The 20,187-nt window shown below is 61.9% G+C and carries 18 protein-coding genes; 13 read left to right on the forward strand and 5 right to left on the reverse strand.

Annotated features, from left to right (window positions below):
* The first annotated feature begins 44 nt into the window (after positions 1 to 44).
* The 4 genes from ACL0K2_RS14990 (at position 45) to gcvP (ending at position 6,339) form a co-directional block, all read left to right on the forward strand.
* Positions 45 to 1,661: an ABC transporter permease gene (locus ACL0K2_RS14990; RefSeq protein ID WP_413042938.1), complete on the forward strand. Its 1,617-nt coding sequence runs from the start codon at positions 45 to 47 to the stop codon at positions 1,659 to 1,661.
* A 142-nt stretch (positions 1,662 to 1,803) separates the two neighbouring features.
* Positions 1,804 to 2,886 carry a glycine cleavage system aminomethyltransferase GcvT gene (gcvT, locus tag ACL0K2_RS14995; RefSeq protein ID WP_045164092.1) on the forward strand — a complete coding sequence of 361 codons (1,083 nt, stop codon included), beginning with the start codon at positions 1,804 to 1,806 and terminating at the stop codon, positions 2,884 to 2,886.
* 81 nt (positions 2,887 to 2,967) lie between these two features.
* On the forward strand, positions 2,968 to 3,357 hold the full coding sequence (gcvH, locus tag ACL0K2_RS15000; protein ID WP_045164091.1) for a glycine cleavage system protein GcvH: 390 nt from the start codon (positions 2,968 to 2,970) through the stop codon (positions 3,355 to 3,357).
* A 105-nt stretch (positions 3,358 to 3,462) separates the two neighbouring features.
* Entirely contained in the window at positions 3,463 to 6,339 is a 2,877-nt protein-coding gene (gene gcvP, locus ACL0K2_RS15005; protein WP_413042939.1) for an aminomethyl-transferring glycine dehydrogenase, read from the forward strand.
* 97 nt (positions 6,340 to 6,436) lie between these two features.
* Here the strand turns inward: gcvP and yihA are convergent, their stop codons facing one another.
* Complete coding sequence (gene yihA, locus ACL0K2_RS15010; RefSeq protein ID WP_045164089.1) at positions 6,437 to 7,078, reverse strand: ribosome biogenesis GTP-binding protein YihA/YsxC; 642 nt, start codon at positions 7,076 to 7,078, stop codon at positions 6,437 to 6,439.
* Positions 7,079 to 7,340: 262 nt separating this feature from the next.
* Here yihA and ACL0K2_RS15015 point away from each other — a divergent pair, with 262 nt between their 5' ends.
* The 5 genes from ACL0K2_RS15015 (at position 7,341) to ACL0K2_RS15035 (ending at position 12,432) form a co-directional block, all read left to right on the forward strand.
* Complete coding sequence (locus ACL0K2_RS15015) at positions 7,341 to 7,973, forward strand: c-type cytochrome (RefSeq protein WP_045164088.1); 633 nt, start codon at positions 7,341 to 7,343, stop codon at positions 7,971 to 7,973.
* A 182-nt stretch (positions 7,974 to 8,155) separates the two neighbouring features.
* On the forward strand, positions 8,156 to 8,785 hold the full coding sequence (locus tag ACL0K2_RS15020; protein WP_045164087.1) for a thiol:disulfide interchange protein DsbA/DsbL: 630 nt from the start codon (positions 8,156 to 8,158) through the stop codon (positions 8,783 to 8,785).
* A gap of 5 nt (positions 8,786 to 8,790) precedes the next feature.
* On the forward strand, positions 8,791 to 9,660 hold the full coding sequence (locus ACL0K2_RS15025) for an endonuclease/exonuclease/phosphatase family protein (protein WP_045164086.1): 870 nt from the start codon (positions 8,791 to 8,793) through the stop codon (positions 9,658 to 9,660).
* Positions 9,657 to 11,510: a GGDEF domain-containing protein gene (locus tag ACL0K2_RS15030; RefSeq protein WP_413042940.1), complete on the forward strand. Its 1,854-nt coding sequence runs from the start codon at positions 9,657 to 9,659 to the stop codon at positions 11,508 to 11,510. The genes ACL0K2_RS15025 and ACL0K2_RS15030 overlap by 4 nt, the downstream gene beginning before the upstream one ends.
* A 142-nt stretch (positions 11,511 to 11,652) precedes the next feature.
* Positions 11,653 to 12,432, forward strand: a complete 780-nt coding sequence (locus ACL0K2_RS15035) for an N-acetylmuramoyl-L-alanine amidase (protein WP_413042941.1) — start codon at positions 11,653 to 11,655, stop codon at positions 12,430 to 12,432.
* A 2-nt stretch (positions 12,433 to 12,434) separates the two neighbouring features.
* Here the strand turns inward: ACL0K2_RS15035 and ACL0K2_RS15040 are convergent, their stop codons facing one another.
* Genes ACL0K2_RS15040 through algB form a run of 3 tightly spaced genes read right to left on the reverse strand, consistent with a single transcriptional unit; the run spans position 12,435 to position 16,008 of the window.
* Entirely contained in the window at positions 12,435 to 12,842 is a 408-nt protein-coding gene (locus tag ACL0K2_RS15040; protein WP_045164083.1) for a DUF1330 domain-containing protein, read from the reverse strand.
* Positions 12,843 to 12,877: 35 nt separating this feature from the next.
* Positions 12,878 to 14,665: a KinB sensor domain-containing domain gene (locus ACL0K2_RS15045; protein ID WP_413042942.1), complete on the reverse strand. Its 1,788-nt coding sequence runs from the start codon at positions 14,663 to 14,665 to the stop codon at positions 12,878 to 12,880.
* On the reverse strand, positions 14,662 to 16,008 hold the full coding sequence (gene algB / locus ACL0K2_RS15050) for a sigma-54-dependent response regulator transcription factor AlgB (protein ID WP_045164081.1): 1,347 nt from the start codon (positions 16,006 to 16,008) through the stop codon (positions 14,662 to 14,664). The genes ACL0K2_RS15045 and algB overlap by 4 nt, the downstream gene beginning before the upstream one ends.
* A 290-nt stretch (positions 16,009 to 16,298) precedes the next feature.
* Here algB and ACL0K2_RS15055 point away from each other — a divergent pair, with 290 nt between their 5' ends.
* The 4 genes from ACL0K2_RS15055 (at position 16,299) to ACL0K2_RS15070 (ending at position 19,115) form a co-directional block, all read left to right on the forward strand.
* Positions 16,299 to 16,733, forward strand: a complete 435-nt coding sequence (locus ACL0K2_RS15055) for a ferritin-like domain-containing protein (RefSeq protein WP_045164080.1) — start codon at positions 16,299 to 16,301, stop codon at positions 16,731 to 16,733.
* Positions 16,734 to 16,933: 200 nt separating this feature from the next.
* Positions 16,934 to 17,170 (forward strand): hypothetical protein, encoded by a 237-nt coding sequence (locus tag ACL0K2_RS15060; RefSeq protein WP_045164079.1) that lies wholly within the window; start codon positions 16,934 to 16,936, stop codon positions 17,168 to 17,170.
* A 72-nt stretch (positions 17,171 to 17,242) separates the two neighbouring features.
* Positions 17,243 to 17,413 carry a DUF1328 domain-containing protein gene (locus ACL0K2_RS15065; protein ID WP_003282841.1) on the forward strand — a complete coding sequence of 57 codons (171 nt, stop codon included), beginning with the start codon at positions 17,243 to 17,245 and terminating at the stop codon, positions 17,411 to 17,413.
* 472 nt (positions 17,414 to 17,885) lie between these two features.
* Complete coding sequence (locus tag ACL0K2_RS15070) at positions 17,886 to 19,115, forward strand: nucleoside recognition domain-containing protein (RefSeq protein WP_045164078.1); 1,230 nt, start codon at positions 17,886 to 17,888, stop codon at positions 19,113 to 19,115.
* Between the two features lie 49 nt (positions 19,116 to 19,164).
* Here the strand turns inward: ACL0K2_RS15070 and ACL0K2_RS15075 are convergent, their stop codons facing one another.
* Complete coding sequence (locus ACL0K2_RS15075; RefSeq protein ID WP_239611273.1) at positions 19,165 to 20,187, reverse strand: AbrB family transcriptional regulator; 1,023 nt, start codon at positions 20,185 to 20,187, stop codon at positions 19,165 to 19,167.

Below are 20,187 nucleotides of genomic sequence, written 5' to 3' on the forward strand. Positions count from 1 at the left end.
CGGCATGCTCCGGGGGCGTTGTCATTTTTGCTTCCGAGGCCTGAGTGTCCCACCCTGTCGAGCACCGTTGGTACCCTATCTCCCTTGCCGTCGCCGCGCTGGTATTGCTGCCGCTTAGCGTCCTGCTGTTCAGCTGGAGCGACATCGACACGGGCATTTGGTCGCACCTCTGGCAAACCCAGATGCCACGACTGCTTGGCAACACGCTGACGCTGGTCCTGGGTGTCGGCTTAGGGGTGACGGTGCTTGGGGTCAGCCTGGCGTGGCTGACTTCGTTGTGCGAATTTCCGGGGCGGCGCTGGCTTGACTGGGCGCTGATGTTGCCCTTCGCGATTCCCGCCTACGTGCTGGCATTCGTCTTCATCGGCCTGCTGGATTTCGCCGGCCCGGTACAGACGTTGGCACGCGAGTGGTTCGGCAGCGGGGTACGCTTTCCTCGGGTCCGTTCCACCGGCGGGGTGATCATCGTTTTGGTCCTGGTCTTCTACCCCTACGTGTATCTCTTGGCGCGCTCGGCATTCATCGCCCAGGGCAAGGGATTGATGGAGGCGGCGCGAGTCCTCGGGCAGTCGCCCTGGCGAGCGTTCTGGAGCGTGGCATTGCCGATGGCGCGGCCGGCAATCGGCGCCGGGCTGGCCTTGGCATTGATGGAAACGCTGGCCGATTTCGGAGCTGTCGCGGTATTCAACTTCGATACTTTCACCACCGCCATCTACAAGACCTGGTACGGGTTCTTCAGCCTCACCAGCGCGACTCAGTTGGCCAGCCTGTTGCTGCTGGCGGTGATGCTGGTGCTCTACGGCGAACGCCGTGCGCGCGGTGCGGCCAGACCCACCAATGACCGGGCTCGCTCGGCTGTGCTTTATCGACTACATGGAATCAAGGCGCTCGCCGCCAGCAGTTGGTGCGGCCTGGTGTTTCTCTGCGCCTTCGTCGTTCCGGTGCTGCAGCTGCTGGTGTGGCTCTGGCAGCGTGGGCGATTCGATCTCGATGAGCGATATACCGGGTTGATTCTGCATACGCTCTACCTGGGAGGCCTGGCGGCCTTTATCACGGTCGCGGTGGCGTTGCTGCTGGCCTTTGCTCGGCGCCAGGCACCGGTACGCACGGTGAAGACAGCTGTTGGGTTGGCAAACCTGGGCTATGCGCTGCCGGGTTCGGTGCTGGCGGTTTCGATCATGCTCGCGTTCAGCTATCTCGATCGTGAACTGGTCATTCCTCTGTCCGCATGGCTAGGCGGCGCCGGCAAGCCGTTCCTGCTCGGTAGCCTTGCGGCCTTGCTGTTGGCTTATCTGATCCGTTTCATGGCCGTCGCGTTCGGCCCACTGGAAAGCGCGCTGGCGCGAATCCGTCCGTCACTACCGCAAGCGTCGCGCAGCCTTGGTGTGGGCGGGCCGGCGCTGTTTTTCCGGGTATATCTGCCGTTGCTGTTGCCCGGCACGTTGAGCGCTGCACTGCTGGTATTCGTCGACGTGCTGAAGGAAATGCCGGCGACGCTGTTGATGCGCCCGTTCGGGTGGGACACGCTGTCGGTGAGAATCTTCGAAATGACCAGCGAAGGCGAGTGGGCGCGTGCTGCGCTGCCTGCGCTGACGCTGGTGCTGGTGGGCCTGTTGCCGGTCATCCTGTTGATACGCCGTTCGGCCCGACGAGCGGGTTGAGCATTCGCTCCATCGCCGCACCGTGACCTGTCACATCCTTGGGGCTACAATGCGCGCCATTCAAAAATCGTCGGGCTTGTCTGCTCGACTCTAATGAGCTTCACCCACGCCGCTTCGGCGACCTGCCCGGAAGGAGAAACCCATGGGTCAGCGTACTCCCCTCTACGATCAACACCTCGCACTTGGCGCCAAGATGGTCGACTTCGGCGGCTGGGACATGCCGCTGCATTACGGCTCCCAGGTAGAGGAGCATCACCAGGTGCGACGTGATTGTGGAGTGTTCGACGTCTCTCACATGACGGTGGTCGACGTCGCGGGCCCCGACGCCATGAGCTATCTCCAGCGCCTGCTGGCCAACGATGTGAGCCGCCTCGGGCCGGTAGGTAAAGCGCTGTACACAGCGATGCTCAATGAGCGCGGCGGCGTGATCGATGACCTTATCGTTTATCTCACCGACTGGGGCTACCGCCTGGTCGTCAACGCCAGCACTCGCGATAAGGATCTGGCCTGGATGCAGGCGCAGGCGGAAGGCTTTGCCGTCGAAGTGACCGAGCGACCCGAGCTGGCGATGCTGGCTATCCAGGGACCGCAGGCGCGAGCCAAAACGGCTGAGCTGGTCAGTCAGCCTCGGGCCGCGCTGATTCAGGAATTGAAGCCGTTTCATGGCCGGGCCGCTGGGGACTGGTTCATCGGGCGCACCGGCTATACCGGCGAGGATGGTCTGGAGATCATTCTGCCGGCCGAGCAGGCCCCCGATTTTCTCAGTGAACTGGTCGGGGCCGGTATTTCACCAATCGGATTGGGTGCGCGTGACACGCTGCGCCTCGAGGCGGGCCTGAATCTCTACGGCCAGGACATGACCGAAGACGTCTCGCCGCTGCAAGCCAACATGGGCTGGACCGTGGCCTGGGAGCCGGCCGAACGTGACTTCATCGGCCGCGCGGCGCTGCAAGTGCAGAAAGAACAAAGCGACCTGCCGAAACTCGTGGGTCTGGTGCTCGAAGAGCGCGGCGTGCTGCGTGCCCATCAGACCGTGCGGGTCAATGGTGTTGGCGAAGGCGAAATTACCAGCGGCAGTTTTTCGCCTACGCTTGGCAAAGCCATCGCGCTGGCGCGTGTGCCGGCCGCAGCCGGTGACCGCGCCGAAGTGGAGATCCGCGGTAAGTGGTATCCCGTGCGCGTGGTGCAGCCGACTTTCGTGCGTCACGGCAAAGTACTGGTGTAAATTCGGCCAACTGCTTCCTAGCAGCGGGCGGTCGAGCCTGTTTCGTGCCCGCAAACCGACAGTTTTTTTGAGGACATACGAATGAGCGACATCCCCAGCGATCTGCGTTACGCCGCCAGCCACGAGTGGGCTCGCCTCGAAGCGGACGGCAGTGTAACCGTCGGCATCTCCGATCACGCCCAGGAAGCCCTGGGTGATGTGGTGTATGTGGAACTGCCGGAGATCGGCCAGCAACTCACCGCCGGCCAGCAGGCAGGCGTGGTGGAGTCGGTAAAGGCCGCTTCGGACATTTACGCGCCGATTTCCGGAGAAGTGGTCGCGGTCAACGAGCAGCTCACCGACTCACCGGAGATGGTCAACAGCGAGCCCTATGGCAGCTGGTTCTTCCGGCTCCAGCCGAACGACGCTTCTGAACTGGACAAGCTGCTCGACGCAGCGGGTTACAAGGCCTCCTGCGACGCCGAAGCCTAAGCGGTCCCCTAACAAAAAGCCTCGCGATGCAGGTGTGTGAGAATCGATCACATCGGTTTCACAAAAGCCTGTGTGTCGGGGCTTTCCTTTTTCGAGAGAGCAGTGATGTCCCACGTGCCGCGCCTTTCCCAGCTCCAGCAACCTGACGCCTTTTTGCGTCGCCATCTCGGTCCCGATGCGGCTGAACAGCAAGCCATGCTCGACGCGCTGGGCTTGTCCAGCCGTGAGCAGTTGGTCGAACAGACCGTACCGCCGGCGATCCGCCTTCAGGGGGAGCTGGCATTGCCACCGGCGTTGGACGAGCAGGGCGCACTGGCACGGCTGCGCAGCTATGCCGAGCAGAACCAGCTCTGGACCAGTCTGATCGGCATGGGTTATCACGGCACCATCACGCCGCCGGTAGTCCTGCGTAACGTGCTGGAGAATCCGGGTTGGTATACCGCCTATACCCCCTATCAGCCGGAAATCGCTCAGGGCCGTCTGGAGGCGCTGCTGAATTTCCAACAGCTGACCATCGATCTTACCGGGCTGGACCTGGCCAACGCCTCGCTGCTCGATGAGGCGACCGCGGCGGCGGAAGGGATGACGCTGGCGCGGCGCATGGCCAAGAGCAAGAGCAACCGCTTCTTCGTCGATGAGAACTGTCACCCGCAGACGCTCTCGGTGGTGCAGACCCGTGCCGAGGCCTTCGGCTTCGAACTGGTGGTCGGCGCCGTCGAGGATATCGCGGCGCAGGAGGTGTTCGGCGCGCTGCTGCAATACCCCGACACCCACGGCGAGATCCGCGACTTGCGCCCGGCGATCGAGGCGCTGCATGCCCAGCAGGCGCTGGCCTGTGTCGCAGCCGATCTGCTCAGCCTGCTGCTGCTGACGCCACCGGGCGAACTCGGCGCGGATGTGGTGCTCGGTTCGACCCAGCGCTTCGGCGTGCCGATGGGCTACGGCGGCCCGCATGCGGCCTATTTCGCCACGCGTGACGCCTTCAAACGTGCCATGCCTGGGCGCATCATCGGTGTGTCCAAGGATGCCCGCGGTAACACGGCGCTGCGCATGGCGCTGCAGACGCGCGAGCAGCACATTCGTCGCGAGAAGGCCAACTCCAACATCTGCACCGCCCAGGTGCTGTTGGCCAACATCGCCAGCTGCTACGCGGTGTACCACGGCCCCGAGGGGCTCAAGCGCATCGCCCAGCGCACTCATCGATTGACGTCGATTCTGGCCGGCGCGCTGGAGCGGCACGGCATCAAGCGCCTCAACCAGCATTTCTTCGACACCCTGACCCTCGAAGTGGGCGGCGCTCAGACCGCGGTCCTCGAAAGCGCCCGGGCCGCGCGGATCAATCTGCGTATCCTTGGTCGCGGCAAGCTGGGTGTCAGCCTCGATGAGACCTGTAACGAACAGACCGTGGAGCAGCTGCTGGCGGTGTTTCTCGGTGCCGATCACGGACTGGACATCGCGACGCTGGACGCGGGTGAAATCGTCAGTGGCATCCCGACCGAACTGCAGCGCAGCAGCGCTTATCTGACTCACCCGGTTTTCAACACCCACCACAGTGAAACCGAGATGCTGCGCTATCTCAAGCAGCTGGAAAACAAGGACCTGGCATTGAACCAGGCAATGATTCCGCTCGGTTCATGCACCATGAAGCTCAACGCCACCAGCGAGATGATCCCCATCACCTGGCCGGAGTTCGCCAACCTGCATCCCTTCGCTCCGCAGGAACAGGCGCATGGCTACAAGTTGATGATTGACGAGTTGGAGGCCTGGCTCTGTGCGATCACCGGCTTCGATGCGATCTCGATGCAGCCCAACTCCGGCGCGCAGGGTGAATACGCGGGCCTGGTCGCGATCCGCAAGTATCACGAGAGCCGTGGCGAAGGGCAGCGGGATATCTGCCTGATCCCGTCCTCGGCGCATGGCACTAACCCGGCGTCGGCGCAGATGGTCAGCATGCGCGTTGTGATCGTCGAGTGCGACAAGGCGGGCAACGTCGACCTTGAAGATCTCAAGCGCAAGGCCGCCGAAGCAGGCGACAAGCTGTCCTGCCTGATGATTACCTACCCATCGACCCACGGCGTCTACGAGGAAGGCATCCGCGAAATCTGCGAGGCGATCCATGCGCAGGGCGGCCAGGTCTATATGGACGGCGCCAACCTCAATGCGCAGGTCGGCCTGGCGCGACCTGCCGACATCGGTGCGGACGTCTCGCACATGAACCTGCACAAAACCTTCTGCATACCCCACGGGGGCGGCGGTCCTGGCATGGGCCCGATCGGCATCAAGGCGCACCTGCAGCCGTTCGTGTCCAACCATCCGGTGATCGAGTTGCAAGGGCCGAATCCGCAGAACGGTGCGGTCAGTGCGGCGCCCTGGGGCAGCGCCAGCATCCTGCCGATCAGCTGGATGTACATCGCCATGATGGGGCCGCAGCTGCGCGATGCCACCGAAGTTGCGATTCTCAGCGCGAACTACCTGGCGATGCGCCTCGGTGAGGCGTTCCCTGTGCTCTACAGTGGCCGCAACGGCCGGGTCGCGCACGAATGCATCATCGACCTGCGGCCGTTGAAGGCGCAGACCGGTATCACCGAGGAAGACGTCGCCAAACGCCTGATCGACTACGGCTTCCACGCGCCGACCATGTCGTTCCCGGTGCCGGGCACGCTGATGATCGAACCGACCGAGAGCGAGTCGAAGGTGGAGTTGGATCGCTTCGTCGAGGCGATGCTGAGCATCCGCGCTGAGATTGCCAAGGTTCAGGACGGCGGCTGGTCTGCCGAGGACAACCCACTGGTTCGTGCGCCGCACACCCTGGCCGATGTGACCCACCTGTGGGATCGCCCCTACAGCATCGCCGAGGGCGTGACCCCTAGCGCCCACACCCAGGCGCACAAATACTGGCCGGCGGTAAACCGGGTCGACAACGTCTTCGGCGATCGAAATCTATTCTGCGCCTGTGTGCCTGTCGAGGATTACCGGGACTGAACTGCCGCGGTGTAGGCGGATGCCGCTTTCTTGCATCCGCCGCAATTCCGCAGGGTGGATCGTTAAACGTGATCCGCTCTGCGGCGCTGTTGCAGCGTCAGCCTTGTGCTTCTGCGTCTTCTTCCAGCATTCCAAGCAGTTCAGCCAGTTTCAGCTGCGCTTCTTCCACGCCCTGCCGCTTGGGCGCTGAGAATAATTGCACGCTGACCCCATCTCCCCAGCCCTTGCGAATGTCTCGCTGGATCGCCAGCAGGGCGTTTTTCGCCGCACCGAAGGCGAGCTTGTCCGACTTGGTCAGCAGGATATGCAGCGGCATCTCGCTGGCGCTCGACCAGTCGAGCATCATCCGGTCGAACTCGGTCAGGGGGTGGCGGATGTCCATCATCAGGAATACGCCGGCGAGGCTCTCGCGGCTGCTCAGATACGCCTCGAGGTGACGTTGCCAATGCTGCTTCAACGGGATCGGCACCTTGGCGTAACCATAGCCGGGAAGATCGACCAGGCGGTGATCATCATCGAGGCGGAAGAAGTTGAGCAGCTGGGTACGACCCGGCGTCTTCGAAGTACGAGCGAGGCTGGCGTGGGTGAGCGTGTTCAGCGCGCTGGACTTGCCCGCATTCGACCGGCCGGCGAAAGCGACTTCAAGGCCCTCGTCAGCCGGGCATTGATCGACCTTGGCGGCGCTGGTCATGAACGTGGCTTGCTGGCAGAGGCCGAGAATCGGGTTTTTGGGGAGCATGGGCTTTCCGGTGAGTGCGCGGGGTGCGGCAATGGTTCATTTCCGTTTCAAGAGCGCCAGTATATAATGCCGCAGATTTTGTGTGCGCTTTGGTCTTAAAACCGCCCTGTACCACGGTTCCTCCGGCTGTCATGAAGGGCACGTCGGCAGGCCGTTCGGGTGCTAGATCAGGCGCCACTTTTAACGAGCGGGCCATGACCCCAGCGGTCGGCTTGCCGAATAAGATTTCTTTAAACCCCTTTAGCCGTAGTTGGATGAGCTGATGAACAAAGTACTCGTGAGTCTGCTGTTGACCCTTGGCATCACCGGTATCGCCCAAGCGGCTGGAAATGCCGAAGCCGGTAAGGAGAAGGTTGCAGTTTGTGGCGCCTGCCACGGTGCCGATGGCAACAGCGCCGCACCGAACTTCCCTAAACTGGCAGGACAAGGCGAGCGCTATCTGTTCAAGCAGCTGCAGGACATCAAGGCCGGTAGCAGTCCTACCGCCGAGCCTGGTGTTGGCCGCAAGGTACTGGAAATGACCGGCATGCTAGAGCCGTACAGCGATCAGGATCTTCAGGACATCGCCGCCTACTTCGCCAGCCAGAAGGTGACCGTCGGCATGGCGGATCCGGCGCTGGTTGCCCGAGGCGAGAAGCTTTTCCGTGGTGGCAAGGTTGAAGATGGTATGCCGGCCTGCACCGGCTGCCACTCGCCGGATGGCGTGGGTAACAACCTGGCGGGCTTCCCGCATCTGGGCGGCCAGCATGCGGCTTACACCGCCAAGCAGTTGACCGACTTCCGCGAAGGCAACCGCACCAACGATGGCGATGCGGCGATCATGCGGACCATCGCGTCCAAGCTGAGCAACAAGGATATTGAAGCCCTGTCGAGTTACATTCAGGGTCTGCACTGACAGCATCGGCTACGGCCGATAAGGAGGGCGTTCAGGTCGCGAACCTGAACGCCTTTTTTGTTTTTGGCATCGCTACAATGATTGTCAAGATATTGAAAAGCGTCGAAAAGCGCTGGCGAGCAAAGATGATTTGCTGCAGCCTGTGGCGCTGTCGGTCAGCCGCTCAAAGCCAAGGAGTCATCATGCGTAAACTCGTTCTCAGTGCCGTTCTTGTCACCGCCAGCCTGTTCGGCTTGGCCGCTCACGCGGCGGATTTCCAGGCGGGCAAGGAGTATGTCGAACTCAAGACGCCAGTGCCCGTGGCCGAGCCAGGCAAGATCGAGGTGGTCGAGCTGTTCTGGTACGGCTGCCCGCATTGCTATCAATTCGAGCCGACGATCAATCCGTGGGTTGCGCAGCTGCCCGATGATGTGGACTTCAAGCGTATTCCGGCCATGTTCGGCGGCGTTTGGAACGTGCATGGCCAGATGTTCCTGGCCCTCGAGTCGATGGGTGTCGAGCAGAAGGTTCATGACGCAGTTTTCAACGCCTATCACCGCGACGGCAACAAGCTGGAAACGCCTGAGAAAATGGCCGAGTTCCTGGCGGGGCAGGGGGTAGATTCTGAGGCGTTTCTGAAAGCCTACAACTCGTTCGGTGTGAAGAGCCGTGCCGAGCAGGCGAAGAAGCTGGCCATGGCCTACCAAATCACTGGAGTGCCGGTGATGATCGTCAACGGTAAGTACCGTTTTGACATCGGCTCCGCGGGTGGTCCGCAACGTGCGCTGGAAGTGGCCGACTTTCTGATCGATAAAGAACGCGCAGCCCGGTAAGCCCCATGTTGCGCCGTTGGAGTTCACCGCGTCTGGCCGGGTCTCGCCAGGCGAATGTCAATCCGCTCTGTCTGGACTCCAGCGGGCTTCCATGTGACGGTCGGTTGCGCCTGCTCAGCTTCAACATCCAGGTCGGTATCAGTACCGAGCGCTACCACCACTATCTGACCCGAAGCTGGCAGCACCTGTTGCCGCACCCGGGGCGGGCCGGAAACCTCCAGCGCATTGGCGACCTGCTTGGTAATTACGATCTGGTGGCGCTGCAGGAGGCCGACGGTGGCAGCATGCGTTCCGGCTATGTCAATCAGGTCGAACAGCTCGCGCAACTCGGGGCTTTTCCTTACTGGTATCAACAGCTGAATCGCAATCTCGGCCGTTTTGCCCAACACAGCAACGGTGTGCTCAGCCGGCTGGAGCCGCAGGGGCTGGAGGATCATCCACTACCCGGCCCGTCTGGACGCGGCGCCATCCTGCTGCGCTTCGGTGAAGGTGAGGATGCGTTGGTCGTAGTGGTCATGCACCTGGCCCTGGGTGGCGGCGTCAGAACGCGCCAACTGGCTTACATTCGCGAGTTGATCGGTGGCTACCGTCATCAGGTCCTGATGGGCGACATGAATACTCATGCCAGCGACTTGCTCGAGCATTCACCACTACGTGACCTCGGCCTGCAAGCGCCGCAGATCCAGGCAACCTTCCCCAGCTGGCGTCCGCAGCGCTGTCTCGATCACATATTGCTGAGCCCGAGCCTGACGCTCGAGCGTGTCGATGTATTGGCGCAGGCCAGCTCCGATCATTTGCCGGTCGCCGTGGAGATTCGTCTGCCCGATGCGTTGCGTGGCGATATGTTGCCGGTCGCGGCGAGTGCATCGGAATGAGCGATGAAGCACTGCGCTGGAAGGAAAAATACCTGCACTCGCTGGAGCAGCAGGAGCAGCTAGAAAAGCGTTGGAATACGCGACTCGATCTGCTGCGTCGTAGCCTGGTACGCAGCAGTTTTGCCGTAGATGGTGCCGACCCAGCCGTCGAGCAATGCATGCGCGAACTGCGTGAGGTGCTGCGTGACGATGTACAGGATGATCGGTTGGGTGCCCTGGTACCGCGGCTCGAGCGAGCGGTACTGGATACCGAGCGCAGCAAGCAGGAACGACTCAAGCGGCTGACCGAGGCGTTCGATCGGCTGGCCGCGCAGCTGCTTGAATTGCCGCTGCCCAGTGAAATCCGTGGCCCATTGAAAAAATTCTCGCGCCAGATCGGTGATCGCGCCGCCCAATCGCGCGAACTGCCCGGCCTGTTGAGCGAGTTTGGTGAGCTCCAGCGTCAGGTACTGGCTGCGCAGACGGCGGGTGCGCCACCTTCGACGGGCCTGCTGAGTCGCTTGTTTGGCCAGCGAGAACGCACCGCCCAGGCGGCGTCGGATGTTGCCGGTGAATCGTTACCATCCGTGGCGGGAACCAATGGCTCGCGTTCGGAACTGGGCGCTAGGGAGCTGCATGTAACGGCTGAGCAGGCGCGGCAGGTGGTGGACGAAGTTTCCGCCATGACGGAGGCTGAAGCGCCTCGCGAGGCCGTTGATATCGCGCCACGGGATTCCGAAGTGGAAGCTATCCCGGCAGGATCAGCAGCACCCCCGGCAGTGCAGGAGAGCGATCCGTATCTTTTGCCTCCGTCGCCGGAGCAGGCCTATAGCGCCATTGCCGAACGTGTCGAGTCGACCCTGGTCGGCCTGCTCGATGATCTGCAGCTACCCGAGCACCAGCAGCCTCAGGCGCAGGGCCTGCGTGAGCGGATAGAACAGGGTCTGAACTGGTATGAGCTGGTGCCGGTGCTGGATGACCTGGCCCAGCTGATGCTCGCCGTGGCCGACCAGGGGCAGCGTGAATTCGAGAGCTACCTGAAACTGCTGAACGAACGCCTGGCTACGATGCAGGAGAGCCTCAGCGCGGCGCGAGAAGGACACGTGCAGAGCAAGGAAGCGGCCCTCGCCCTGGATGAAGAGCTGCGCCAGCAGGTGGGCGGGCTGCAGAGCAGCATGCTCGAAGCCAAGGATCTGCCGACTCTGAAGCAGGCGGTTCAGACCCGCTTGGATGGACTGTTGGAGACAGTCGACATTTACCAGCGCCAGCGCAGTGAGCACGAGCAGCAGTTGAGTGAGCGACTCGGCACTCTGATCGGACGTGTCGCGAGTCTGGAGCAATCTGCGGCCGGGATGCGCGAGCATCTCGAAGAGCAACGACAGAAAGCCTTGCGGGACCCGCTGACCGAGCTGCCGAATCGCGCCGGCTGGGACGAGCGTCTGGAACTGGAGGTGGCGCGCCAGCAGCGCTATGGCGGCCAACTGCTGCTGGCGGTGCTCGATGTGGACCATTTCAAGCGTATCAACGACAGTTTTGGCCACCTCGCCGGCGATCGGGTACTGAAGATCATTGCCAACGAGTTGCGCAAACGGCTGCGCAAGACTGACTTCATCGCCCGCTTCGGCGGCGAAGAGTTCGCCTTGTTGCTTCCAGAGACGCCGCTCGAAGCGGGGCAACAGTTGCTCGATAGCCTGCGCTCGGGCATTCAGGATTGTCCGTTCCACTTCAAGGGCGCGCGTATCCAGGTGACGCTATCGGGCGGGATTTCTCGTTTCGCCGCGACCGACAGCGCCGAACAAGTATTCGAGCGCGCCGACCGAGCGCTTTACCGGGCTAAAGATGCCGGCCGCAACCGTATCGAAGCGGACTGACCGGTCGCACTGGAGCATCCAGGTCACCTCGGTATAATCCTCCGTCTTGTTCTGCGTCACTTCTCGGCGCTGTCCTGCGGGCGGCTGACCGCTCGACCCAAGCTGAAATCTGCGTCATATCGTTGTCGACCAGGGGTACCGAATGAAAGCCTTGATCCTCGCCGCGTTAGCCGTACTGCTCGCGGGCTGCGCCAGTGGGCCACGTATCGATACCCGCTATACGTCTCTGGGCCAAGACAGCCGGGCTCAGTTCATCGTCTTGCACTACACGTCCAGTGACCTGTCGCGCTCGCTCGAGATTCTCAAGGGAAATGATGTCAGCAGCCATTACCTGATCGGTGAGGCGCCTGCGACGATCTATCGGCTGGTGGACGAGAATCGCCGTGCCTGGCATGCCGGGGAGAGCCAGTGGAACGGTCGGACCTGGCTCAATTCCAGCTCTATCGGTATCGAGTTGGTCAATCGAGGCTATATCGAAGACGCACAGGGGCGGCGGCTCTGGTACCCCTATTCCGAGCAGCAGATCGATGCGCTGATCGTGCTACTCAAGGACATCATGCAGCGCCACGGGCTCAAGCCTGGCGCCGTCATCGGTCACAGCGACATCGCGCCGCAGCGCAAGGTCGATCCCGGTCCGCTGTTTCCTTGGACGCGCCTGGCCGACGCAGGGCTGATAGCTTGGCCGGACGCCGCGACCGTCGAGCGTCAACGCTCCTTGTTCGCGCAGCAGCTACCGGACGTCGCCTGGTTCCAGGTGCAGCTCGCCAGGCAGGGCTACAAGGTGCCGGAACACGGCCATCTGGATCTGGAAACCCGTAATGTGATTGCGGCGTTTCAGATGAAATACCGTCCGACGCGCTTCGATGGCGAGCCGGACGCGGAAACCGCGGCGCTGCTCGCAGCGCTCGCGGTGCAGCCCTGACGTCAGGCGCGAGGGGAGCACGCGATCAATCGCGAGTCGGCCAGTGCCGCGGTGCGATGGAGAGTTGCCGCTTGGTATTGCTCATCGCTCAGCATCGCCAGGAAGGCATCCGGTGAGGGGTATCGCACCAGCAACATTTCATCCCAGTGTTCTTGCTCTGGTGCAATCAGCGCAACCTGAGCTTTGGCCGCCACCTGGACGTCGCCTCCCGCTGCACGGACTTTTTGCAACGCCGTGCGGCTATAGCGGGCATAAGCCTCCTTGCCGCTGCATGGCGCTTGGTCACTGTCGGCCGGATAAGCCGCTTGCTGATTGAAGCGCAGCAGATTGAGCATCAGGATCGGCTCGCCAGCCGGCATCTGTTCGGCGAAGCGTTTCAGTTGTTCGGCGCTGGGATTGAGGCTGGGCATGGGGGCTCCTTTATTGTTCTTCCGACCCCGCTGGCTCAGATCGGCAGGGCGATATAGAAGATGGTGCCGTGCCCGATTCGCGAATGCACGCCGATACGACCACCATGCAGCTGCGCAATCTCCTTGCATAAGGCCAAGCCCAGTCCGGCTCCCCCTCGGCGGCGACCTATCTGCACGAACGGCTCGAAGATTCGCGCCTGTTGACTGTAGGGAATGCCCTCGCCGTTGTCCTCGACGCTGAGTATCACCCGTTCGCCGTGATGTCGGGCCAGCAGCCGGATCTCACCGCTGTCTGGTGTATGACGCAGCGCGTTGCTCATAAGGTTGTCGAGCATCCGCTCCATCTGTTGTCGGTCCAGCAACAGGCTGGGCAGCGGCGACTGCAGTTCCAGTTTGATTTCAATACCGTTCTGCGCCGCCGCAGGCTGAAAGCGCTGCCGCGCTTGCTCGAGAAGTTCGGCCGGTTCGCAAGGCACCCGTTCGAGCTTCTGCTGGCCGCTCTGATAGCGCGAGAAATTCAGCAGGTCGTTGATCAGCGTGACCAGGCGCTGCATCTCCTCGTGCACGGTGCTGAACAGGTCGGCCTCGCGGCTATTGTCAGGGTAATGAGTGCGCTCACGCAGCAGGCTGAATGCCATCTGCATGCCGGTCACCGGCGTGCGCAATTCGTGGGAAGCACGCAGGACGAATTCGTTGCGCACGCGCTCGAAGGTGCGCTGGTCGGTGACATCGTGCAGCACCATGACCGCACCGCTGATACGTCCATCGTGATGGTTCACCGGGCTCATACGCCACGACAGCAGCCTGTGTTCGCCATCGGCTTCGATCACCAGATCTTCCGGTGGGCCTGACAGTGGCTTGTCGTCCAGGACCTGCTGGGCTGCCTCGTCTAGCTCCGGATAGCCGAGCGCCTGGCCGAGGGTCGAACCCAGGTGTTCGCTTTCCCAGGCGAGCTGCCTTTGCGCGACGGGGTTGGCATGCTCCAGCCGGCCCTGGCGATCGATGATCAGTAGGCCGTCGTCGATGCTGTCCAGTAACGCCTGCAAGCGTTGCTGGCCGTCGACCAGCGCCTCGACGTTGGTCTGTTTGAAGTCGTGCAAGGCCTGCGCCATCAAGCCGAAGCGTCGGATCAGCGAAGACAGTTCGGCGATGGGAGAGGTGGGCAGGTTGATGTTGAAATCGCCGCGACCGATCTGGTCGGCCACGCTGGACAACCGTTCGATGGGATCACCGAAGCGCCTTGCGAAGCTATGCGCGGTGATGAAGCCGATCAACAGCACAGCGATGCCGGTCAGGCCGAGCAGTCCGGCGAGCAACTGTGCCCGTTCACGGCTACGAATCTCGGTGTCGCGGATCTGGTCGTAGGCGCTCTGCTGCATATCGACCATCAACTCACGCACGTGATTGAAGGCTTGGCTGAGGGCGTTGTCTTCCAGCAGTGACCAATTTAGGTTCGCCGGGGTTTGCAGCTCATCGATGAAGCGGGCGTATGCATCGCCGATCGCCTGATACGCCTCACGGTCGGCTGGCCGCGCTGCCTGGGACAGTCCCTGTGAAAGCGCCGCCTGGAATACGCTGCGCGATTCCGCGAGGGCAGCGTTGTCGCGTTTTTCGCGCACTAGAAGCAGAAGATGATTACTCAACGCTTGGCGCAATTGCTGGTTGATTTCGATGACCCCGAAATTCTCTCGGATGAGCTTTTCCTGGCTCTGGGCCATCTGCACCACACTGACCAGAGCAAGCAACAGTCCAAGCAGTGCCACCGTCATCAGTGCCGAGAATCCCAGGAACAGGCGGGTCCTCAGCTTCATCTGAAGTTTCATAGGCCGTATTGCTTGCGTTTTCGATAGAGCGTCGAGGCGTCGATGCCGAGAATCCGGGCGGCCTGCTCAAGGGTGTCGCTGGTGCTCAGTACCCCCGAAATATGTGCCTTCTCCAACTCTTCCAGGCTGAGTGGTTCACCGATGCGCGGTGCGTTGCTGACGGTCTGATCGGCCAGTCCGAGGTGACTGACGTCGATCATCGCCTGCGGACAGATGATGCTGGCGCGCTCGACGACGTTGCGCAGCTCCCGCACGTTGCCAGGCCAGCGGTAGGCTTTCAGCGCCGCGATGGCGCTCTCGCTGAAGCCACGCGCCGGACGGCCGTAACTTTTGACGAAGTACGCGAGGAACCGTTCGGCGAGCGCCAATACGTCCTCCGGCCGCTCGCGCATGGGCGGCAGATTTAGCGTGATGACATTCAGGCGGTAGAGCAGATCTTCGCGAAAACGACCTTCACGGACCATTTCCTCGAGGTTCAGGTTGGTCGCAGCGAGAATGCGTACATCTGCGCGCCGTGTGACCGGGTCACCGACGCGCTCGTATTCTTTGTCCTGAATGAAACGGAGCAGTTTTGGCTGTAGGGCCAAGGGAAAGTCGCCGATTTCATCGAGAAACAGGGTGCCGCCGTCCGCCTGATTGACTCGTCCCAGCGTGCTTTCGGTGGCGCCGGTGAAGGCGCCGCGATTGTGCCCGAAAAGCTCGCTTTCCATCAGATCCGCAGACAGCGACGGGCAGTTGATGGTGATGAAGGCCTTCTTCGCACGACGGCTCCAGTTGTGAATCGCCCGCGCCAGCTCGCCTTTGCCTGTGCCGGACTCGCCGAGAATCAGAATATTGGCATCGGTATCGGCCACCTGCCGGGCGGTCTCCAGCACGCCCATCATCGCCGGACTGTGCGAGCCGAGCGCGTCGCTGCGCTTTTGCACCTCGCCTTCGAGTGCCTCCAGGCGAGCCGCCATCTGCCGGACCTCCAACTGCTTGGCTGCCGACAGGCGTAGCTGCTCCGGACTGCACGGCTTGACCAGATAGTCCGCCGCGCCTGCCTGCATGGCATCCACGGCGGTATCCACGGCCGAGTGCGCGGTGACGATCACCACGCGCATCCAGGGTGCGAGGACGCGCATCTGCTGCAGGACATCCAGGCCGTTGTCTTCGCCGAGGCGCAGGTCAAGGAAGCAAAGATCGAACACCTGACGCTGCAGGATCGCCTCGGCTTGTGAGGCGCTGGCGGCCGTGACCACCGTATAACCGCGGTCCTCCAGGCAATAGCGGAAGGTGCGCAGAATTGCGGCCTCGTCATCTACCAGGAGAATGCGGCCACCGGTGTCGGTCGTTTGGTCCATGAATGCTCCAGTCGGGCTGTGTTTGCTGGCAAATCGGTGAAAAAAGTTGAGTGCTTGGCGCTCGGATGAGGCCGAGTATTCAGTGGCGCCTGGTTTAGTCTACGAAAAGCCTTGCAAGTTGCACGGTGGCGAGGCGCATTTCCTGCAGCATGCACGTAAATGCGAAGCGCAACGGTGCGCCAAGCCGCTGATTATAAAGACACAACGTGTCTCTTTGCGCTGGCACGGGGCTTGCGGCTGTCGGTGAGAGCGCCATGGGCGCGCATCGCACCGGAACCCGGAGGACCCTCATGAACGAGAATATGAACCAGCTCAACGAACTGATCGAAATTACCCGAGACGGGCAGCATTTTTACCAGCATGCGCTTGAGGTAGTGAAAGACGTCGAGCTGCAGCATCTGTTTCGGGATATGGCTCAGGCCAAGACTCATATCATTCAGGCGCTATCGGTGAAGGTCGCGGCCAACCAGGAGCAGCCGGCTCAGGGGGGCACCATGGCCGGCAAGCTTCGCGAGATGTACGCCGACACCAAGGCCCGGCTCGGCCATGCCGACGCGGTGTACATCGACCAACTGGATCAGACCGAGGAACGCATCCTCGCGGCGTTTGAAGATGCATTGAAGACGGCTCATCCCGACGTGCGCGCGCTATTGGCCATCGAGCTGCCGAAAATCCGCGCCTGCCACGAACGCATTCATTCACTCAATCACGGCGCCGCCAAGTAGCCAATGTGGTTGGGATTAGGCCGTCGTGCAAATCGCCCGGTATTGGTTGGCGGCATCGTGCAATATAAATTGACGCACCGACATTCATGAATGGTAACTACTTGAAAGATAAGAAAAATATTATTTATATCGACTGGCATGGCGCCTGCAACATAACCCCTAAGAACAGACATGCACCGCATGCTTAGAAGGAGTTGAGGATGAATCGTCAAGCACGCTTCTCACTGGTAGGCAAAGGTTTCCTTACCGCTGCTGTGGTTACGTTGATCGTTGGCGCCGAGCGGCCCATGTCACAACCGCTCAGCCAGACACAGCATGAATCAGCGGAACGAATCCGTATGTATGACGCTCAACCAGTAGGGATCGTGCAAACAGGCCCTGCCCCGAAGACGATTGATTATGTGCAGGTGCGGTCGGAGCAACGCTGGGTTTTCTAGTGGTAGAGCCGCGAGCTGATTGTTTGATATCGGTCCCGCTGAAGATGTCCTGAACCGAAGAGGAGTAACACCATGCTGAGTTGGGCTATTACATTCCTGATCATCGCCATCATCGCTGCGGTTTTGGGCTTCGGTGGTATCGCTGGTACTGCAACGGGCATTGCCAAGATCCTGTTCGTGGTGTTCCTGGTGCTGTTTGTCGCTTCGCTGATTTTCGGTCGAGGTCGCGGCCCACGTGTCTGATGCAATGACGCCGCCCGCAAGGGCGGCTGCAACACTGACGGAGGCAGCACAGGCGGGATGCCAATATTCTGAGGCTTTGCCGCACCGAGGCGAAGCCGGGTAAGAACCGACAGGGTGTTTCATTCGCAAACATCCGTCAGCCCGTGTAGCGGGGGGCCAAGGGGTCGGGACGCTCTGCTTGATGGAGCGACCTAGGGGTACAGGGGGTACCTCCTTAACGGACCAGGCTCAGCGAAAGGCAACCGAAGGTGGGCGACCACCTTCGGCTTGCGATGTCCTTGGGCGCGCTATGCGCTTTCTTTCAAAGATTTCGTAGGCTTCTCTTGCCGCCTGGCCGGATCGGGCTGGCGCGCAACGCTACCCTGTGGGCGTTGCGATCCTGCTTGGCCATCGCCGATGAATCCTTTCCTATTCATGGCCGTTCTCCAACTGCGCCGCTATCATCGCGCGCAGTCACTCGTTGGAGAATCACATGCTCAACGGCCTTTGGCTGGGCTTTTTTCTGGTCGCCGCGATTGCTGCGCTTGGGCGATGGTTGCTGGGTGGCGACCCGGCGGTGTTTGCCGCGCTGGTCGAGAGTTTGTTCGCCATGGCCAAGTTGGCTGTGGAAATCATGATCGTACTGTTCGGCACCCTCACGCTCTGGCTTGGCTTCCTGCGCATCGCTGAAAAGGCCGGTCTGATCGAGTTGCTTGCTCGCCTGCTGGGCCCGCTGTTTAGCCGCCTGATGCCCGAAGTGCCGGCCGGCCACCCGGCGCTGGGGTTGATTACGCTGAACTTCGCCGCCAATGGTCTGGGCCTGGACAATGCCGCCACGCCGATCGGCCTGCGAGCCATGCGCGCGTTACAGGAGCTTAATCCCAGCAAGGCCGTCGCGAGCAACGCACAAATTCTGTTTCTGGTGCTCAACACCTCGTCGCTGACGCTGCTGCCGGTTTCCATCTTCATGTATCGCGTGCAGCAGGGCGCCGAAGACCCGACCCTGGTATTTCTGCCGATCCTGTTGGCGACCACCGCGTCCTCCCTGGCGGGGTTGCTGGCGGTGGCGTTGGTGCAGCGGTTGCGTATCTGGGATCCGGTGGTGCTGGCCTATTTCATCCCCGGTGCGCTCCTGCTCGGGGGCTTCATGGCGCTGCTCGCAGGGCTCTCGGCCACTGCGCTGTCATCGCTGTCGTCGCTGCTTGGCAACCTGACCCTGTTCGGTTTGATCACCGTATTCCTGATTGTCGGCGCGCTGCGCAAGGTGCCGGTCTATGAGAGCTTCGTCGAAGGTGCCCAGGAAGGCTTCGATGTGGCCAAGAGCCTGCTGCCCTACCTGATCGCCATGCTCTGCGCGATCGGTGTGCTGCGAGCATCCGGTGCGTTGGACTTCGGGCTGGACGGCATTCGCTGGTTGGTCGAAGCGCTGGGTTGGGATACCCGCTTCGTCGATGCGCTGCCGACGGCGCTGGTCAAGCCGTTTTCCGGCAGCGCCGCGCGGGCGATGCTGATCGAGACCATGCAAAGCCAAGGTGTCGATAGTTTTCCGGCGCTGGTAGCGGCGACGGTGCAAGGCAGCACCGAGACCACTTTTTATGTATTGGCGGTGTACTTCGGGGCGGTGGGCATCCAGCGTGCCCGGCATGCGGTCGGGTGCGCGCTGGCGGCGGATGCGGCCGGGATCCTGGCCGCTATTCTGGTTTGCTATTGGTTCTTCGGCTGAGCGGAGAGCAGTGTCCGCGCGGGATAAAAAGAACCCGCCAAATGGCGGGTTAAGACGTGGCCCGTTGCCAGAGGCGAAATATCGGCTCGGCCAGGAACATCACCAGGAACAATCGCAGCACCTGCAGCGCGGTAACCAGAGCAACGGATAATTGCAGCGCTTCGGCCGTCAGGCACAGCTCGGTGATGCCGCCCGGCATCATCCCCAGCATCAGAGACGTCTGGTTCAGCGTCGCCGCCCAACCCAGCGCTTCGGCCAGACCCGCCGCGGCGAGCATCGCCAACAGCGTGAACAGCAAAATGCGCAACATGAACCGAGGGGCGGTGCGAAAAAACGGGCGGTCGAAGTGACAACCCAGGGAGCAGCCGATCAGCCATTGACCGAACTGGCCGACGCCTTGAGGCATACCCAGATGCAGGTCGAAAACGGCGCTGGCAGCGGCGCACACCGTCAGCGGACCGAGCATCCAGGGATTGGGCTGATCGAGTTTCTTCCACACCAGCGCCAGCAGTCCTCCGGCCGGTAGCAGCAGCGCCAGCCATGGCCAACTGACCGGTGCCGGCGGCGGGGCATCCACCGGTGGCAGGCTCCAGGTGAAGACCGCGGGAATGATCAGTACCACCAGCAACAACCGCATGCTGTGAGCCGCGGCCACCATTGCCGGCTGCGCGGCGTGCCGTGCAGCCAGATTGACCATTTCACTGGCGCCGCCCGGCATGCTGGAGAAGAACGCCGTGGCGCGGTCCATGCCGCTGCGCCGGAGAATGAAAATGCCGATCAGGCTCAACAACAGGGTGCCCAGCGCGCCGGTGAGGATTACGCCGAAGTGCTCAAGTACCTGCTGCATGACCTCGCTGGTGAAATGCAGGCCGATGGCGCTGGCGATCAGCCATTGTCCGGTCTGCCGACCGCGAGGCACTTCGGCGACCAGCCAGCCACTGCAACGCACTGCAATGACCGCCAGTAGCGAGCCGACCATCCAGGGCAGCGGCCAGTTCGCCAGGCTCGCCAGCCAGCCGCCGAGGGCGCCGACCAATGGCGTCGCCCACCATCCCGGAAGCCAGCGCGGCAT

The organism is Pseudomonas sp. YJ42 (assembly GCF_047225135.1).
Classification (GTDB): domain Bacteria; phylum Pseudomonadota; class Gammaproteobacteria; order Pseudomonadales; family Pseudomonadaceae; genus Stutzerimonas; species Stutzerimonas stutzeri_E.

Coding starts and splice junctions, on each gene's coding strand:
- gcvT (WP_045164092.1), top strand. CDS start 1,804: ATGGGTCAGCGTACTCCCCTCTACGATCAACACCTCGCACTTGGCGCC.
- ACL0K2_RS15060 (WP_045164079.1), top strand. CDS start 16,934: ATGAATCGTCAAGCACGCTTCTCACTGGTAGGCAAAGGTTTCCTTACC.
- gcvP (WP_413042939.1), top strand. CDS start 3,463: ATGTCCCACGTGCCGCGCCTTTCCCAGCTCCAGCAACCTGACGCCTTT.
- ACL0K2_RS15055 (WP_045164080.1), top strand. CDS start 16,299: ATGAACGAGAATATGAACCAGCTCAACGAACTGATCGAAATTACCCGA.
- ACL0K2_RS15075 (WP_239611273.1), bottom strand. CDS start 20,187: ATGCCGCGCTGGCTTCCGGGATGGTGGGCGACGCCATTGGTCGGCGCC.
- ACL0K2_RS15070 (WP_045164078.1), top strand. CDS start 17,886: ATGCTCAACGGCCTTTGGCTGGGCTTTTTTCTGGTCGCCGCGATTGCT.
- ACL0K2_RS15040 (WP_045164083.1), bottom strand. CDS start 12,842: ATGCCCAGCCTCAATCCCAGCGCCGAACAACTGAAACGCTTCGCCGAA.
- gcvH (WP_045164091.1), top strand. CDS start 2,968: ATGAGCGACATCCCCAGCGATCTGCGTTACGCCGCCAGCCACGAGTGG.
- ACL0K2_RS15020 (WP_045164087.1), top strand. CDS start 8,156: ATGCGTAAACTCGTTCTCAGTGCCGTTCTTGTCACCGCCAGCCTGTTC.
- algB (WP_045164081.1), bottom strand. CDS start 16,008: ATGGACCAAACGACCGACACCGGTGGCCGCATTCTCCTGGTAGATGAC.
- ACL0K2_RS15035 (WP_413042941.1), top strand. CDS start 11,653: ATGAAAGCCTTGATCCTCGCCGCGTTAGCCGTACTGCTCGCGGGCTGC.
- ACL0K2_RS15015 (WP_045164088.1), top strand. CDS start 7,341: ATGAACAAAGTACTCGTGAGTCTGCTGTTGACCCTTGGCATCACCGGT.
- ACL0K2_RS15065 (WP_003282841.1), top strand. CDS start 17,243: ATGCTGAGTTGGGCTATTACATTCCTGATCATCGCCATCATCGCTGCG.
- yihA (WP_045164089.1), bottom strand. CDS start 7,078: ATGCTCCCCAAAAACCCGATTCTCGGCCTCTGCCAGCAAGCCACGTTC.
- ACL0K2_RS15030 (WP_413042940.1), top strand. CDS start 9,657: ATGAGCGATGAAGCACTGCGCTGGAAGGAAAAATACCTGCACTCGCTG.
- ACL0K2_RS15045 (WP_413042942.1), bottom strand. CDS start 14,665: ATGAAACTTCAGATGAAGCTGAGGACCCGCCTGTTCCTGGGATTCTCG.
- ACL0K2_RS15025 (WP_045164086.1), top strand. CDS start 8,791: ATGTTGCGCCGTTGGAGTTCACCGCGTCTGGCCGGGTCTCGCCAGGCG.